The sequence below is a fragment of the Lamprobacter sp. genome (genome assembly GCF_034860625.1).
GTDB lineage: Bacteria > Pseudomonadota > Gammaproteobacteria > Chromatiales > Chromatiaceae > Lamprobacter.
In genome coordinates this window covers 55911-71142 of record NZ_JAYESN010000009.1, presented here as the reverse complement: position 1 = coordinate 71142, position 15232 = coordinate 55911, and the positions used below count along the sequence as shown (strand labels likewise).

The following is a 15232-nucleotide window of genomic DNA, read 5'->3' as shown; positions in this document are numbered from 1 at the left end:
AGGCACAGGTTTAGGACAAGACCCGGCAATGACTTCCCTCGCGACGATACAGATCCCCCGCTACCTTGAGATCTACATTAAGACGATCAATTCGGAGCTGGATCGGTTCTGGTCGCGGTTTAACCTGTATGCGGGAATCGAGATCCTGGCGGTTGTGGCACTGATGCTGGCGTTCGACAAGGTGCAGATCCATCCAGATACGGCGCGGGCGGCCAACACCGTTGTGTGCCTATGGTCGGTCACCGGTAGCCTCTTCATTTGGCAGTCAATGGAAATCCAGCGTCGGCTGGTCGCTGCAATCGTCGCGGCCGAGGCGAACCTGCCGGACGATGTCGGTCTCTTCCGTGAGGCGTTACAGTCGGTCAGCCCGTCACACTTCCTGATGTTCCGCGCCTGTTTTTCCTTTTCGGTCGCCTGTTCGATCTTCTGGGGTGGGATGATCTTTCTCGGTCCCTACGGTTAGTACTCCTGACCAGCCGCTGCCTGAGGTAAAGCTCGCCGGTGGCGGTGCCCCTCTCTAATGCGCCTTCTTAAAGAGCTGGGCTAAGCATCCGGCAGTATCCGGATGAGGGCGCCGTCGGGCTCATCGGTGAGGATGTAGAGGCCCCCTTCTGGTCCTTGACGGACGTCGCGCACACGCCGTCCGATGCTGAGCTTTTCTTCGCCGATGACGCGGTTACCGTCAAGATCGGTGCGGCGCAGTTGTTGGAACTTGAGCGCGCCGCTGATCAGGTCGCCTTGCCAGTCGGGAAAGTCATTGCCAGTGTAGAAGGTCATGCCGCTGGGAGCGATCGACGGAGTCCAGACCACGAGGGGCTGGGTGACGCCCGGAGCTTGGGTTTTGTCGGAGACGCGCGGCCCCCAGTATTCCATGCTGTAGGTGACCTCGGGCCAGCCATAGTTATTGCCGGCCTGGATCAGGTTGATCTCGTCGCCGCCACGGGAGCCGTGCTCATGGGACCAGATGCGGCCGCTGTTGGGATCGCGGGCCAGGCCTTGGATATTGCGATGGCCGATGCTGTAGAGCTCGGGCTTGGCGCCCGGCTTGTCGATCAAGGGGTTATCGGCGGGTGCTGAGCCCTCGGCGTTCAGACGCAACAGCGAGCCAAAATGGGTGCCGGGGTTCTGCGCCTGATTGCGGATGTTCTCGCCGTCGAACGCGGTCGGTGGGTTGCCGCCGTCGCCGATACTCATCAGCAGGCTGCCGTCGGGCAGCCAAAGTAGCCGAGAGCCGAAGTGCTGGCCACCGGATTTGCTGTCGGCGTTACGGAAGAGGATCTCGAGGTCAAGCAAGCGTTTGTTCTCGAGATCGAGCCGACCGCGGGCGAGCGCAGTGCGGTTGGCATCTTCGGTGCCCTCGGCGAAGGTCAGGTAGACCTGTTGGTTCTCGGCGAAGTCGGGATGCAGGCTGACATCGAGCAGACCGCCTTGGCCGCAGGCGCAGACCTTGGGTGTGCCGCGGATCGGGGTTGGGTCGAGCTTGGCTTTGCTGAGGGTCTGACTTGTGCGTTGGCCGCTTGTCTTGCTGTCTTCCTTGGTATCGGCAGTGTCATCGGCTTCCGCTCCCGTCGTCGCGTTGTGGATCAGACGCAGCCGGCCGGGTCGTTCGGTGACCAGCGCGGAGCCATCTGGTAGCCAGGCGATACTCCAAGGATGGCGCAGCCCTTCAACAATGGTCTCCATGCGCCAGCCTTCGGCCTCGGGGACATCGCCGGTCGGCTCGACTGGACCCGTTGGCTGGGTGCAGCCGAGTGCCGGGATCAGGGCGAGTAGCCAGAGCGCCGTGGCTTGCGGACGGCTGGGGACTCGAGTTTGCCGATGTTGCTGCATGGGATATTCCTCCTGAGTCACGCTGGATGTATAGCTGGATGCTGTCATCGCTGGAGCTGTTGCCTGATATGGCTTGCGCGAGAGGCCCCTGATGCGGATCCGATCCTGCGCATCAGGTGCTTCCCTGGTTGCTTCTCGGCCTGCTTATCGGCTTGCCGCTGTTCCGTCCGAAGGCTCGAGCAGCGCAAGCTCGGTGAGTGGGCCGTCGCATTTGACCTCCAGCTTGCGGTTGAGATCATTGAGTGCTGCCTGCAGTGCTTCTTCGATCACTGGGTGGTAGAAGGGCATGCGCAGCATCTGTTCGACCGTCATCTGTTGTTGGATGCTCCAGCTGATGAGATGGGCTAGGTTTTCGCCGCGCGGTGCCATCAGTTCGGCGCCGAGCAGGCGGCCGCTGGTCTTATCGGCATAGACCCGAATCAGGCCGCGGTTGTTGCCCATGATCAGGGCGCGCCCGACTGGGGCCATCTTAATCTCGCCGATCGCGGTCTGGTCTCGGTCAAGCCTGTCGAAGCCTTGGCCGATGATGCAGATGTTCGGGTCGCAGAAGTTGATGAACAAGGGCGTACGGCGGCGGAAGCGGGCTGGGCGTTTGCCGCTGGTGGTTTGCACCGCGTTATAGCCGGCGATGCGTCCCTCGTCGCCGGCCTCGTGCAGCACGGGGCGCTCGGCAGTGACGTCACCAGCGATGAAGACCGGTAGTTCGCCGACCTGCATGCTGTGACGATCGAACGGCGGCAGGCCGCGGGCGTCGAGCTCAAGGCCGAGCTGCTCGAGCCCGAGACCCTCCAGATTCGGCACCCGGCCAATGCTGCAGAGCAGGGCGTCGACGCTGATCTGATGCGCGCCGGCACGGATACGCAGTTGCTCGCCATCTTCGCTGATCTGCACCGGTTGGCCGAGATGGAGCGGAAATTCCTTGCCGATGACTTGGATGGCGGCCTGGTTGACCTCTGGGTCGCGAATGCCGGCAAGGGTCGCGAGCTGATCGAAGCCCTCGACCTGGATGCCAAGTCGATGCAGGCTCTGGCCCAGCTCGAGGCCGATAGTGCCGAGGCCGATGACGGCGATCGAAGCCGGTAGGTCGGCAAGCTCGAACAGGCTGTCGGTGGTCAGCAGCTTGTCACCGAAGGCGCGCCAGGGCTCGGGTACTCGCGGCCGCGAGCCGGTGGCGATGACCACGGCGCCGGCGCGGATGCGCTGCTCGCCGACCGCGAGCAGGGTGGGTTCGAGGAAGCGGGCGTAGTCCTGCAGGAACAGGTCCTCTGGCAGGTCGTCAGTGCTGCTGCCGAGCACCCGGTCGACGAAGGTGTCGCGAATATCTTGGACATGCTCCAAGGCCTCAGCGAGGTTCAGCTGCAGCCCCTCATGACCATCAATGCCATAGCGGCCGAGATGGGTGCGGCGATGGTAGTCCTCGGCGACCTGGATCATCGCCTTGGAGGGCATGCAGCCGACGCGAGCGCAGGTGGTGCCAGGCTCGCCGCCGTTGATCAGTACGAAGCTTTTGCCGGCCTTGCGCGCCTGGCTCATGGCATTGAGACCGGAAGTTCCGGCGCCGATGATGGCGATGTCGACGAATCGTTCTTGCATCGATGACTCTCTTGATAAGGCGGTGAAATAGGATAGAGCGGACTTGGTATCTTGACCGGAACCAGAAGAGCGCCGCATTCTACGCGGTTGCGGCCGCCATTTTTTCTGCGGTCTTGATCTGAGCCGCCTGCTGTCCAGCGAGAGGTCTATGTCTGCGTCTGCCCCTTCCCTGAGCTTCGAGCTTGCGCCTGGTGGCGCCTTGCGCGGTGAGCTGCGCGTGCCCGGCGATAAATCCATCTCCCATCGCGCGGTGATGCTTGCGGCCCTGGCCGAGGGTACGACCGAGATCGACGGATTTCTCGAAGGTGCGGATAGCTTGGCCACCCTGGCCGCGTTTCGTGCCATGGGGGTCGAGGCCGAGGGGCCGGCTCAAGGCCGGCTCAAGGTCAAGGGGGTCGGCCTGCGCGGCCTGCGGGAGCCGGGGCAGGCGTTGGATCTCGGCAACTCGGGGACCTCGATGCGACTGCTGTCCGGGTTGCTGGCCGGACAGCGCTTCGCCACCACCATGATCGGCGATGCCTCGCTCTCGCGGCGGCCCATGGGGCGGGTGATCGCTCCGCTGACCCAGATGGGTGCGCGGATCGAGGCAACGCCTGAAGGTCGGGCGCCGCTGCGTCTGCTGCCGGCCGAGCGGTTGCTCGGCATCGACTACGCATTGCCGGTGGCCAGCGCTCAAGTCAAATCGAGTTTGTTGCTGGCGGGACTCTATGCGCAAGGCGAGACCTGTATCACCGAGCCGGCGCCCACGCGTGACCATACCGAGCGCATGCTCAGTGCCTTTGGCTATCCGGTGCACCGCGCCGGCAATCGTGTTTGCCTCAGCGGTGGTGGACGCCTGATGGCGACGCCGATCACGATCCCTGCCGACATCTCCTCCGCGGCCTTCTTTCTGGTCGGGGCCAGCATCGCCCCTGGCTCGGATCTGACCTTGACCCAGGTGGGTCTGAATCCGACCCGCCTCGGTGTGGTCAATATCCTGCGTCAGATGGGGGCCGATATCGCGATCGAGCGGGCGCGCGAACTGGGTGGTGAGCCGGTTGCCGATCTGCGCGTGCGTGCCGCGTCCCTGCGCGGTATCGCGATTCCGCAAGATCAGGTGCCTCTGGCAATCGACGAATTCCCGGCGCTGTTCATCGCCGCTGCCTGTGCCGATGGTGAGACGCTGCTAAGCGGTGCGGCTGAGCTGCGGGTGAAGGAGAGCGATCGCATCCAAGTGATGGCCGATGGTCTGAGTGCGCTGGGCGTTGAGGTTGAGCCGCGCCCGGATGGGATGCTGATCCGCGGTCGCGGTGCGGCTGGCCTGCTCGGTGGTGGGCGAGTCGAGGGCCATGGCGATCATCGCATCGCGATGGCCTTTGCGATCAGCGCGCTGCGGGCAACGGCCCCGATCCGGATCGACGACTGCGCCAACGTCGAGACCTCATTCCCGGATTTTGCCGGCCTCGCCGCGGGCGTGGGTTTGCAGATCACCGAGCTGAGAGCGGAGTAGCACGACGATGACGCAACGGCAAAAGCCCCTGTCATCCTCCGCTATCGATGCCGACGCCAGGCAGGACGCATATCAAGCGGCGACGACGAGCGCTGCGGCGCCAGTGATCACCATCGACGGTCCATCGGGGACCGGCAAGGGCACGATCGCCAACCTGCTCGCTGACTATCTTGGCTGGCACCTGCTCGATAGCGGTGCCCTCTATCGCACGCTGGCGCTAGCGGCGCGTCGGCGCGGGATCGACCTTGAAGCGGGTCCTGAGCTTGGCCGTTTGGCGGCACAGATTCAGGTCTTGCTCGAGGGCGAGCGGGTGCTCTTGGACGGCGAGGATGTCTCGGAGCTGATCCGCACCGCCGAGGCTGGTGTTGACGCTTCAAGGGTCGCCGTGCATCCAGAAGTTCGTGGCGCGCTGCTCGGCTGGCAGCGGGGCGCGGCAGTGGCGCCGGGCTTGGTCGCCGATGGCCGAGATATGGGTTCGCGCGTTTTTCCAGATGCGCTGCTGAAGATCTATCTCGACGCGAGTCCAGAGGAGCGCGCGCAGCGGCGATATAAACAGTTGAAGGACAAAGGGATGGATGCTAACCTCCGCGACCTTGTCCAAGCGCTTCGTGTGCGCGACGAGCGTGATCGCGAGCGAGCCGAGAGCCCGCTCTTGGTGCCTTGTGCAGCAATCATCGTTGATTCGACCTCATTATCGATCGACGAGGTCTTTGATCAGGTTCTTGGCCTGGCCAAGGTCGCACTCGAATCAGCAGACCCTTGAGGCAAGATGTCGGCTTGGAATCGGCACCCGCGTTAGCCTGACGCTGCTCTGGCGTCGCTCTCGCGTTCGGGAGCCGTCTCCGATCCATTTTTTGATGATCTCGGCCGATCGGCAGCCGCCTCGGCCGTTTCGTTTTAACTTAACCCTCCTGTTGGCTGCGGGTCGCTGATGCGGCTGCTGATGACCCTCAGGAGATGGCGTGGGACGCCAGGAACATTCACAGCATGACCGAAAGCTTCGCCGAGCTCTTTGAGCAGAGCCTTACCAACACGCAGCTCCAGCCGGGTACCATCGTCACCGGCCAAGTCGTCGCCATCACCGCTGACTCCGTCATCGTTAATGCCGGCCTCAAATCTGAAGGGATCATCCCGCGCAATCAATTCCTGAGCCCCGAGGGCCAGTTGGAAGTGAGTGTCGGCGATGACGTCGAGGTTGCACTGGACGCCGTCGAAGACGGATTCGGCGCCACCCGCCTCTCGCGTGAGAAGGCCAAGCGCTTCGCCGCCTGGGACAAGCTCGAGCGCGCCTTCGACGATGGCGAGACGGTCACCGGCCAGATCAACGGCAAGGTCAAAGGCGGCTTCACCGTCGAGCTGGGCAGTGTGCGGGCGTTCCTGCCGGGCTCACTGGTCGATATCCGCCCGGTGCGCGATACCACCTACCTCGAAGGCAAGGACCTCGAGTTCAAGGTCATCAAGCTCGATCGGCGTCGCAACAATGTCGTCGTCTCGCGCCGCGCGGTGGTTGAGGAAGAATACAGCGCCGAGCGCGAACAGCTGCTCGAGAAGCTGGAAGAGGGGCTGGAGCTCAACGGTGTGGTCAAGAACCTCACCGACTACGGCGCCTTCCTAGATCTCGGCGGCATCGATGGCCTGCTGCACATCACGGATATGGCTTGGCGCCGCGTCAAGCATCCTTCCGAGGTGGTCGAGATCGGCCAAGAGATCATGGTCAAGGTGCTCAAGTTCGACCGCGAGCGTCAGCGTGTCTCGCTGGGCTTAAAGCAGATGGGCGAAGATCCTTGGGTCAATATCTCGCGCCGCTATCCCGAGAGTACCCGCGTCTTCGGTAAGGTCACCAATATTGCCGACTACGGCTGCTTCGTCGAGATCGAAGAGGGCGTCGAGGGCCTGGTGCACGTTTCCGAGATGGATTGGACCAACAAGAATGTGCATCCGAGCAAGGTCGTCAACATGGGCGACGACGTCGAGGTGATGGTGCTGGATATCGACGAGGAGCGTCGTCGCATCTCGCTCGGCATCAAGCAGTGTCAGTCCAACCCTTGGGATGAGTTCTCGGCGATCCACAAGAAGGGCGATCACGTTGCCGGTCAGATCAAGTCGATCACCGATTTCGGGATCTTCATCGGTCTGGATGGCGGTATCGACGGTCTGGTGCATCTCTCCGACATCTCCTGGGATGAGTCTGGCGAGGACGCGCTGCGCAGCTTCAAGAAGGGCGATGAGGTCGAGACCGTGGTGCTCTCGGTTGATCCAGAGCGCGAGCGGATCTCGCTTGGCATCAAGCAGCTGGATAAGGACCCGTTCTCGAGCTTCGTTGCCGTGCACGAGAAGGGCAGCATCGTCACTGGGACGATCACCGAGGTGGACGCCAAGGGTGCGAATATCGATCTAGGCGACGGCGTCGAGGGCTATCTGCGCGCCTCGGAGATCTCGCGCGATCGGGTCGAGGATGCGCGCGCGGTGCTGAAGGTCGGCGAAGAGGTCGAGGCCAAGTTCCTTGGCGTCGATCGCAAGAACCGTAGTATCTCGCTCTCGATCAAGGCAAAGGATATGGCGGATGAGCAGGCCGCCATTAAGGGCTATGCGCGTGAGGCGCAGGCCGGCACGGCCACGCTTGGAGACATCCTCAAGCAGCAGATGGAAGAGGCCGCGAAGGACTGAGCAAGCGGCGTATTCCGCAGACCTCGGTCTTTGTGATTCACCACGCCTCCTGATCCCCCGCCCGGCGCAGCGCGCCGGGCCTGCATTGTTATTGCAGGCTAGCCGCTATGATGAAATCCGAGCTCATCGATATTCTCGCGAGGGAGCAAAACCATCTCGTTTACAAGGATGTCGAACTCGCCGTACGCTGTATTTTGGAACAGATGAGTGGTGCGCTGGCCTCAGGTGAGCGCATCGAGATCCGCGGCTTCGGTAGCTTCTCGCTCCACTTCCGTCCGCCGCGTGTTGGCCGTAATCCTAAGACCGGCGATGCCGTCGCGCTTTCGGGTAAGTACGTGCCCCACTTCAAGCCAGGTAAGGAGCTCCGCGACCGGGTCAATCAGGCCTATCAGGAGACGTTGGCTCAGTTGGAGCAGAACGATCCGGACGAAGACGCCGCTCGTCGACGCAAGGTTGCTGCCAGCCTTGGCTGATCATCCTGTTCGCGTGGCCCTAGTGCTTTACGCTTGATCGACAGCGCCTGTTGAGAGCTCTCTGGCAATCAGGCCTGTTGAGTGCTTTGTGGCAACCAAGTGAAGGGGGCGCCAAGTCATGGCTTCCCCCTTCAGTGGTTGGCTCTACTCTGAGTAGCCGCGCCCCTGTCGACCGGTCATGGAACGGGCAAAGATGGTCGGCTGCCCGGAAGGTACGACAGTGACCCCGCCGGAGGAGACCTTGTAGCGTTTTGAATCGGTCTCGCGGTCATAGCCGATCACCGCGCCTGGCTCGATGGCGTTGTGTCGGTCGATAATGACCTTCTTCAGGCGAGCGCCTTTGCCAACATGGACATAGTCCATGATGATGCAGTCCTCAAGCTCGGCGCCTTCGTCGATCACCGCCTCGCGCCGGATGATCGAGTTGCAGATCCGGGTGCCGTGATGGATCATGGTTGCGGCGCCGAGCAGGGTGTTCTCGATCTGTCCGCCGAGCACACGGGCGACGGGCCCCTGGTAGTTACTCGAGTAGATCGGCCAGTCCGGGTTGAAGGCATCGAAGACAGGCTCGGCACCCAGTACATCCTTGTGCGCGTTGAAATAGGCATCGATGCTGCCGACATCGCGCCAGTAGACGCGATCCTCGTAGGCATTGATGCCGGGAATCTCATTGGTTGCGAAATCGTAGGCAAACAGCCGGTGCTTGCTTGCGAGCAGGCGCGGCAGCACATGCTGTCCGAAGTCGGTCTCTCCAGCCTGTTGCGCGTCTTGCAGCGCGCGGATCAGCACCTCGGTGCTGAAGATGTAATTCCCCATCGACGCATAGGCCTTGCTAGGATCATCCGGCATCGGCGACGGATGCGCTGGTTTCTCTTGGAAGGCCTCGACCCGTCCGTCGGCATCGGCGGCGATGACGCCGAAGCCCTTCGCATCCTCCAGTGGCACCGGTAGCGCGGAGATGGTCACATCGGCCTCGCGCTCCTTGTGGAAGGCGACCATCTGCGAGATGTCCATGCGGTAGATATGATCGGCACCGAAGACCGCGACCAGGTCGGGACCATGCTCTTCGATCAGGTTGAGGTTTTGGTTGACCGCGTCTGCGGTCCCCTGAAACCAGGATTCACCGAGCAGCATCTGCGGCGGCACGACGGTGACGAATTGGTCCTTCAGCAAGGGTGAGATGGTCCAGGCCTTGCGCACGTGCTCGATCAGCGACTGCGACTTGTACTGCACCAACAGATAGATGGTCCTGATCTGCGAGTTGATCAGGTTGCTGAGCACGAAGTCGACGATGCGGTAGCGCGAGCCGAAGGGCACCGATGGCTTTGAGCGGGCAGCGGTCAGTGGCTGCAGGCGGGAGCCTTGGCCACCAGCCATAACGAAAGCAATGATTCGATCGGGCATGTCTCCTCCGGGCGCTGTGAGTCGGCCACTGAGGGTGCGTGCCTTGGTGCGTTGCGCAGCAGTGCGCCGCGTTACAATGAGCACCACCCTCAGTGTGTGTCGTCGTGTTCGATGTCGTCCCGGCGAGATCTATGACGCTCGCCGAGCCTGACATCCCCCATGATAAACCCGGAGAGGATTCTGTTGTTGCGATCCGACAGCTTAAGCACATTTGCTTGGCTGCTATTGGTGCTATTACGGGCTTAGCGAGCTTTGGTTTGCGCCCGTCGAGCGCTCGGAGTCAGCCTCTGCGTTGAGTGTCGGTGCGCTGATCGCCCGTTGCGAGCGCGCCGATCAGCAGGGCGGGCAGGGGGTTGATGCTGCGTTTTGCGATGGGTAACTGCTACCCTTGTGCCTTTGATTGAGATCGGGCTGGTTTGATCTTTATGCACGGAGAGACCATGGGACAACGTTTCGAGCTACCACGCCGTCCAGTGCTGCTCATCATCCTGGATGGCTTCGGCACCAATCCCAGCAAAGCCAATAACGCCGTTGTACTCGCCGAGACGCCGAATCTCGATCGGCTCTTTGCGCAGAACGCGCATACGGTGCTGCAGGCCTCGGCGCGCGCCGTCGGGCTGCCTGAAGGCCAGATGGGAAACTCCGAGGTGGGGCATATGACGCTCGGTTCGGGCTGTACCGTTCGTCAAGACCTGGTGCTGATCGATGACGCGATCGCTGATCGGAGCTTCTTCGACAACAAGGTGTTACAGGCTGCGGCTCAGCGTGCGGTTGAGCTTGGGCGTCCGCTCCATCTGTTAGGGCTGGTGTCCGATGGTGGCGTGCATAGCCATGTTCGGCACCTGAATGCATTGATCAAGCTCGCCAAATATCAGGGTGCGCGCCCGGTGGTGCACATGATCACCGATGGTCGCGATACCGCGCCGCGCTCAGCGCTGAGTTATCTGGCTGCGCTCGATGAAGCGCTCACCGCGGCTGGCGGCCTGGTTGGGACTGTTGCCGGGCGCTATTATGCGATGGACCGCGACAAGCGTTGGGATCGGACACAGTTGGCATTTGATGCGCTGGTGCATGGCCAGGGCCGGCGAGCGGATTCGCCACGGGCGGCCATTGAGCAGGCTTATGCCGCCGATGAAGACGATGAGTTTATCCGTCCGACTCTGATAGCTGGCAGCGAACTGATCCAGAACGATGATCCGGTGGTCTTCTTCAACTTCCGCAAGGATCGCCCGCGGCAGATCGTCTCGGCGCTCTTCAGCCGCGACTTCGATGCCTTCGATCGCGGCGGCTTCGGCGCCGCAGATCTGACCTGCATGATGGAATACGATCCCTGGTATGGGCTGCCCACGGCCTTTAGCCACGAGATGCCACCGGTGGTGCTCGGAGAGGTGCTGAGCGACGCTGGGCTACCGCAATTTCACTGCGCTGAAACCGAGAAATACGCGCATGTGACCTTCTTCTTCAACGGTGGGCGCAGTGATCCGTTTCCGGGCGAAGAACGCTGCCTGATCCCCTCGCCACGGGTGGCGACCTATGATCTGCAGCCAGAGATGTCGGCCGCTGGGGTCGCCGATGCCGTGATCGGCGCGCTTGAGAGCCGAGCCTACGCGTTTATCGTCGCCAACTTCGCCAATGGCGATATGGTGGGCCATACCGCCGTGAGGGCCGCTGTGATCAAGGCCGTCGAGACCCTGGATCGCGAGGTCGGTCGGGTCATCGATTGCGCCGCCCATCAGGGCTATTCGGTGCTACTCACCGCCGACCACGGTAACTGCGACGAGATGGTCGATCCCTTGACCGGTGAGCCACACACCCGTCACAGCGTTTATCCGGTGCCCTGTCTGGTCATTGATGAGGTTTCTTGGCGTCTGCGCATTGGCGCCGGAATCGAGGATGTTGCGCCGACGGTGCTGCAGTTGATGGGACTGCCTCAGCCTGAGGCCATGCAGGGCAAATCGATCTTGCTGAAGCCGGCGCAGAAATGCAACAGTATCTAGACCTGCTGCGCGATGTGATCGAGAACGGCGCTGATCGATCCGATCGGACAGGGGTGGGCACGCGCTCAGTGTTTGGGCGTCAGGTTCGCTTTGATCTGGCCGCCGGCTTTCCGCTGCTGACCACCAAGCGCATCCATCTGAAGAGCGTGATTGCCGAGCTGCTCTGGTTCCTCTCTGGCTCCACCAATAACCGCGATCTCAACGCCCAAGGCGTCAGTATCTGGGACGAATGGGCGACGGAGGATGGTGCGCTTGGGCCCATCTACGGCGCCCAGTGGCGGCGTTGGCCGACCCCCGATGGTGGCTCGATCGACCAGATCACTGAGGTGCTGGAGGCCATCAGGCAGGACCCGGATTCGCGTCGCTTGTTGGTCACGGCCTGGAATCCGGCCGCGCTTCCAACCCCAGGTCTGTCGCCGCGCGAGAATGCCGCTGCTGGGCGCATGGCGCTGGCACCCTGTCATTGCCTGTTTCAGTTTTATGTGCAGGATGGCGTCCTCTCCTGTCAGCTCTATCAGCGCAGCGCCGATCTATTCCTCGGTGTGCCCTTTAACATCGCCAGTTATGCCCTGCTCACGCAGATGATGGCGCAGCAGGCTGATCTCGCGCTCGGCGAGCTGGTCCACAGCTTTGGTGATCTGCACCTCTACGCTAATCATCTCACCGACACGATTGTTGACGAGCAGTTGCGCCGCACACCTCGGCCCCTGCCGCGCTTGCGCATCCTGCGCCGCCCCGCGAGCCTGTTCGAGTATCGGCTTGAGGACTTCAGCATCGAGGGCTATGACCCCTATCCGCCAATCCCCGCGCCGATCGCGGTCTAAGGGGCTTGCCGCGCTGAGGCGCTGGCCTCGCCCTGCTTGGCTCGGATGCGGTTAAGCGCACTGACATTGCCTCATTACTGAGGTGTTTTGACTCACGCAAGCAAAGGCCCGACATGACCCTGATGATTGATGCCTTGATCGAATATGGCCTGTTTCTGGCCAAGTCCCTGACCCTCGTGCTGACCATCGGGCTCTTGGTGGTGGTGATGCTGCGTGCTCGACACAGCCGCTCCCCCGATGAGGATGATGATGGCAGTCGTCTTGAAGTGGTGGATCTCAACGACCGGTATGCGCAGATGGCGGACATCATCAAGGCCGCAACACTGCCGCCAAAGATTGTCAAGAAGGCCTTCAAGGCTGAGCGCAAGGCGGAGAAGGCGAGGGCTAAGGCCGAACAGCCGGACCAGCGGCGTCTGTTCGTGATCGATTTTCATGGCGACCTGATGGCGACTGAGGTTGGGGCACTGCGAGAGGTGATCTCGGCGCTGTTGATGACGGCAACCTCCGAGGATGAGGTGCTGGTGCGTCTGGAAAACACCGGCGGCGCGGTCCATGAGCATGGTCTTGCGGCCTCGCAGCTGTTGCGATTGCGCACCGCCGGTATTCCATTGATCATCGCCATCGACAAGGTCGCTGCGAGTGGCGGCTATTTGATGGCCTCTGTTGCCAATCGGATCATTGCCGCCCCCTTCGCGGTGGTCGGCTCGATCGGCGTGCTTGCCGAGATGCCAAATTTCCATCGACTGCTGCAGCAAAAAGGTGTCGACTTCGAACTGCATACGGCTGGCGAGCACAAGCGGACCTTGACGCTCTTCGGCGAGAATACCGATGAGGGGCGGGCCAAGCTGCGCGAACAGCTCGAGGAGACCCATGGTCAATTCAAATCCTTCATTGCCGCCTATCGTCCGAACCTAGACCTGAGCAAGGTGGCGACGGGCGAGTATTGGCATGGCGAGCAAGCGCTCAGCCTGGGCCTGATTGACAGTGTGCAGACCAGTGACGATTACCTCTTGTCGGCGCGGGAGCAGACGAGTCTGTACAAGGTCCGATATCGTGCCCACAAACGGCCGCTGCAGCGTTTGCTCGGCTCGGTTGGCTTGTTGGGTGCGCACAGCGGCGTCCCATCATTGGCAAGCCTTGCGGGATCTCTTGGGCGCCGATTGGAACGCTTGCTGCTGGGCTGGGGCCGGGTCTAATGCGCATGGTGCGGTCTCGCCATGACCCGTCGCCATCCCGAAAGAGTAGGCGCTTGCACCAGGATAAGCGGCTGCGGCGCCTGAGCGGGTGGCCTCTCAGTGTTCTGGTTATCGCTGCACTGCTGACCCCGAGCTCAGGCGCGCCTCAAACCCGACTTGATGGACAGGCTGACGGACTTGATGCGCATGCTGCCGAGCATGGACCCCTGTTATCTGAACAGTTGCCTGAACAGTTTGACGGCCCCCCAGCGACTGCAGGCATCCATGAGCGGCTCGACGCGCTTGCCGATGAGGCGAGCCAACTGCGGGCTAAGGTCGCTGCCCAGTCAGAGCTGATGAGTCGCCTGCTCTCAAGCCTGGTTGGCTTGCTCCCGGTGGCGTTGGAATCCTCGCCACCGTCAGAAGACGCCGCGGCCTCTTCAGCGCCCGGTCAGGATGCGTTATCGGCCTGCCAAGGCGAGATTGCGGAGCTGAGCGCGCGCTTGCAGCAGCAACAGCTCGCACTCGATGAGGCCCAGCGTCGTGCTGAGAAGGCCGAAAAGGGGATCGCGGCGATGAGCGAGGCGCAGGTAAAGGCGGAAACCGAGATCGAGCGTTTGAGCACCGAGCTCGCGACCGCTAGGACGCGCCAAAGCGAGGCCGTGCAACATGCGGTTGAGCTCGAGCGCCGACTGGCAACCGCTGAGGCCCGGCTCTCCCGCTCGACAGCCAATACCACTGCTGAACCTGCGGATGCAAGCGTCCAAGCGGGGCAAGTGCCCACAGAGCCGGTGTTCTATGAGGTTCGAGCCGGGGATACGCTGTCGCGGATTAGCGCCCGAGTCTATGGCGATGCTAGTGCTTGGAGGCGCATCTATGAAGCCAATCGTGATCTGTTAGCGACGCCGGATGCGTTGACGCTCGGGATGTCGCTGGTCATCCCCTAATCGATCAGGGTTCAGAAAGACGCGGCGCCACACGCCGCCAAGGATGCCCGTTTCAGCATTCCCACCCGAGACTGAGGCCTGAGTACAGGCGAGCGCGAAAGCCAGCCAGCAATCAGAGTGACGAGCTGCTCCAAGGGCTGCGCCGTCGTCGCAGGCGCAGGCTCGGCAGGATGAGGCCGATGAGGATGCCGCCGGCGACCACCGCGGCGCCGATCAGGAACCAATCCTGTCGGGTCTGATTGCTCAGCTCGAGATTTCGGTGCTCGAGCTGATCGACTTGGAGCAGGAGGCTTGAGACCTGCTGCTGAAGCTCGCGCCGCTCGCGGTCGATCTGCACCGCGTTGGTGGCAGCATGTCGAATTTCCGCCAGCTCGGCCTCGAGATCTTGCTTGTCGCGTTTGAGCGCCTCGGCATTGTCCTCGAGCTTGTCGTATTGGTTCTGCAGCGCGCTCAGGCGCGCCGCGAGTTTATCGGGCTCTTCCTGTAGTGCAGCGAGCTGATTGCGCATCGACTCCAGCTCATTGCGTGCGGACGGCTCATCTTGCAAATAGGTCAGCATGATGTATCCGGTCAACCCCTCCGCGGTTCGCACTCTCGCGTATCCGCTCTCCCGATTGACGCTGAGAACGGTTAGCGGCGTACCGCTTGGCAATTGCCGAAGGATCTTATACCGCGTACTCTCGCCACTGCGCAGATTGAAGTTGTATTGGTCGGTGACATAGCGCGTTTCATTGGCTGCGAATGCGCCTGCTGACCAGGCGGTCAATAGGGCTGCCAGGCACAGGCCTGTCAGGTAAGGGGACTGCGGGAGAGGAGGCAGGAACTGCATAGAT

The 15232-nt window shown here is 62.0% G+C and carries 13 protein-coding genes; 9 read left to right on the top strand and 4 right to left on the bottom strand.

Going from position 1 to position 15232, the window contains the following annotated elements:
- Positions 1-28 precede the first annotated feature (28 nt).
- Positions 29-463, top strand: a complete 435-nt coding sequence (locus VBE63_RS04205) for a hypothetical protein (RefSeq protein ID WP_323681739.1) — start codon at positions 29-31, stop codon at positions 461-463.
- A gap of 80 nt (positions 464-543) precedes the next feature.
- Here the strand turns inward: VBE63_RS04205 and VBE63_RS04200 are convergent, their stop codons facing one another.
- Complete coding sequence (locus VBE63_RS04200; RefSeq protein WP_323681738.1) at positions 544-1830, bottom strand: PQQ-dependent sugar dehydrogenase; 1287 nt, start codon at positions 1828-1830, stop codon at positions 544-546.
- Between the two features lie 144 nt (positions 1831-1974).
- Positions 1975-3423 carry a dihydrolipoyl dehydrogenase gene (locus VBE63_RS04195; RefSeq protein ID WP_323681737.1) on the bottom strand — a complete coding sequence of 483 codons (1449 nt, stop codon included), beginning with the start codon at positions 3421-3423 and terminating at the stop codon, positions 1975-1977.
- Between the two features lie 148 nt (positions 3424-3571).
- Here VBE63_RS04195 and aroA point away from each other — a divergent pair, with 148 nt between their 5' ends.
- The 4 genes from aroA (at position 3572) to ihfB (ending at position 8052) form a co-directional block, all read left to right on the top strand.
- On the top strand, positions 3572-4912 hold the full coding sequence (gene aroA, locus VBE63_RS04190; RefSeq protein WP_323681736.1) for a 3-phosphoshikimate 1-carboxyvinyltransferase: 1341 nt from the start codon (positions 3572-3574) through the stop codon (positions 4910-4912).
- Between the two features lie 7 nt (positions 4913-4919).
- The gene (gene cmk, locus VBE63_RS04185; RefSeq protein ID WP_323681735.1) at positions 4920-5675 is read left to right on the top strand and encodes a (d)CMP kinase; all 756 of its coding nucleotides are present in this window, start codon (positions 4920-4922) and stop codon (positions 5673-5675) included.
- Between the two features lie 194 nt (positions 5676-5869).
- Entirely contained in the window at positions 5870-7579 is a 1710-nt protein-coding gene (gene rpsA / locus VBE63_RS04180; protein ID WP_323681734.1) for a 30S ribosomal protein S1, read from the top strand.
- A gap of 107 nt (positions 7580-7686) precedes the next feature.
- Entirely contained in the window at positions 7687-8052 is a 366-nt protein-coding gene (ihfB, locus tag VBE63_RS04175) for an integration host factor subunit beta (RefSeq protein WP_323681733.1), read from the top strand.
- Positions 8053-8196: 144 nt separating this feature from the next.
- Here the strand turns inward: ihfB and VBE63_RS04170 are convergent, their stop codons facing one another.
- Complete coding sequence (locus VBE63_RS04170) at positions 8197-9456, bottom strand: glucose-1-phosphate adenylyltransferase (RefSeq protein ID WP_323681732.1); 1260 nt, start codon at positions 9454-9456, stop codon at positions 8197-8199.
- 440 nt (positions 9457-9896) lie between these two features.
- Between VBE63_RS04170 and gpmI the strand changes: the two genes are divergently transcribed.
- The 4 genes from gpmI (at position 9897) to VBE63_RS04150 (ending at position 14399) form a co-directional block, all read left to right on the top strand.
- Positions 9897-11453 carry a 2,3-bisphosphoglycerate-independent phosphoglycerate mutase gene (gene gpmI, locus VBE63_RS04165; protein WP_323681731.1) on the top strand — a complete coding sequence of 519 codons (1557 nt, stop codon included), beginning with the start codon at positions 9897-9899 and terminating at the stop codon, positions 11451-11453.
- Positions 11438-12277: a thymidylate synthase gene (locus VBE63_RS04160; protein WP_323681730.1), complete on the top strand. Its 840-nt coding sequence runs from the start codon at positions 11438-11440 to the stop codon at positions 12275-12277. The genes gpmI and VBE63_RS04160 overlap by 16 nt, the downstream gene beginning before the upstream one ends.
- A gap of 113 nt (positions 12278-12390) precedes the next feature.
- Positions 12391-13473, top strand: coding sequence for a protease SohB (gene sohB / locus VBE63_RS04155; protein WP_323681729.1), 1083 nt, complete (start codon positions 12391-12393; stop codon positions 13471-13473).
- A gap of 221 nt (positions 13474-13694) precedes the next feature.
- Positions 13695-14399: a LysM peptidoglycan-binding domain-containing protein gene (locus VBE63_RS04150; protein ID WP_323681728.1), complete on the top strand. Its 705-nt coding sequence runs from the start codon at positions 13695-13697 to the stop codon at positions 14397-14399.
- Between the two features lie 112 nt (positions 14400-14511).
- Here the strand turns inward: VBE63_RS04150 and VBE63_RS04145 are convergent, their stop codons facing one another.
- Complete coding sequence (locus tag VBE63_RS04145; protein WP_323681727.1) at positions 14512-15228, bottom strand: TIGR04211 family SH3 domain-containing protein; 717 nt, start codon at positions 15226-15228, stop codon at positions 14512-14514.
- Between the last annotated feature and the right edge of the window lie 4 nt (positions 15229-15232).

Excerpts from the sequence above, each read along its gene's own strand:
- rpsA (WP_323681734.1), top strand. The coding sequence starts at position 5,870 with ATGGCGTGGGACGCCAGGAACATTCACAGCATGACCGAAAGCTTCGCC.
- VBE63_RS04205 (WP_323681739.1), top strand. The coding sequence starts at position 29 with ATGACTTCCCTCGCGACGATACAGATCCCCCGCTACCTTGAGATCTAC.
- aroA (WP_323681736.1), top strand. The coding sequence starts at position 3,572 with ATGTCTGCGTCTGCCCCTTCCCTGAGCTTCGAGCTTGCGCCTGGTGGC.
- ihfB (WP_323681733.1), top strand. The coding sequence starts at position 7,687 with ATGATGAAATCCGAGCTCATCGATATTCTCGCGAGGGAGCAAAACCAT.
- VBE63_RS04170 (WP_323681732.1), bottom strand. The coding sequence starts at position 9,456 with ATGCCCGATCGAATCATTGCTTTCGTTATGGCTGGTGGCCAAGGCTCC.
- VBE63_RS04160 (WP_323681730.1), top strand. The coding sequence starts at position 11,438 with ATGCAACAGTATCTAGACCTGCTGCGCGATGTGATCGAGAACGGCGCT.
- VBE63_RS04195 (WP_323681737.1), bottom strand. The coding sequence starts at position 3,423 with ATGCAAGAACGATTCGTCGACATCGCCATCATCGGCGCCGGAACTTCC.
- sohB (WP_323681729.1), top strand. The coding sequence starts at position 12,391 with ATGACCCTGATGATTGATGCCTTGATCGAATATGGCCTGTTTCTGGCC.
- gpmI (WP_323681731.1), top strand. The coding sequence starts at position 9,897 with ATGGGACAACGTTTCGAGCTACCACGCCGTCCAGTGCTGCTCATCATC.
- VBE63_RS04200 (WP_323681738.1), bottom strand. The coding sequence starts at position 1,830 with ATGCAGCAACATCGGCAAACTCGAGTCCCCAGCCGTCCGCAAGCCACG.
- VBE63_RS04145 (WP_323681727.1), bottom strand. The coding sequence starts at position 15,228 with ATGCAGTTCCTGCCTCCTCTCCCGCAGTCCCCTTACCTGACAGGCCTG.
- cmk (WP_323681735.1), top strand. The coding sequence starts at position 4,920 with ATGACGCAACGGCAAAAGCCCCTGTCATCCTCCGCTATCGATGCCGAC.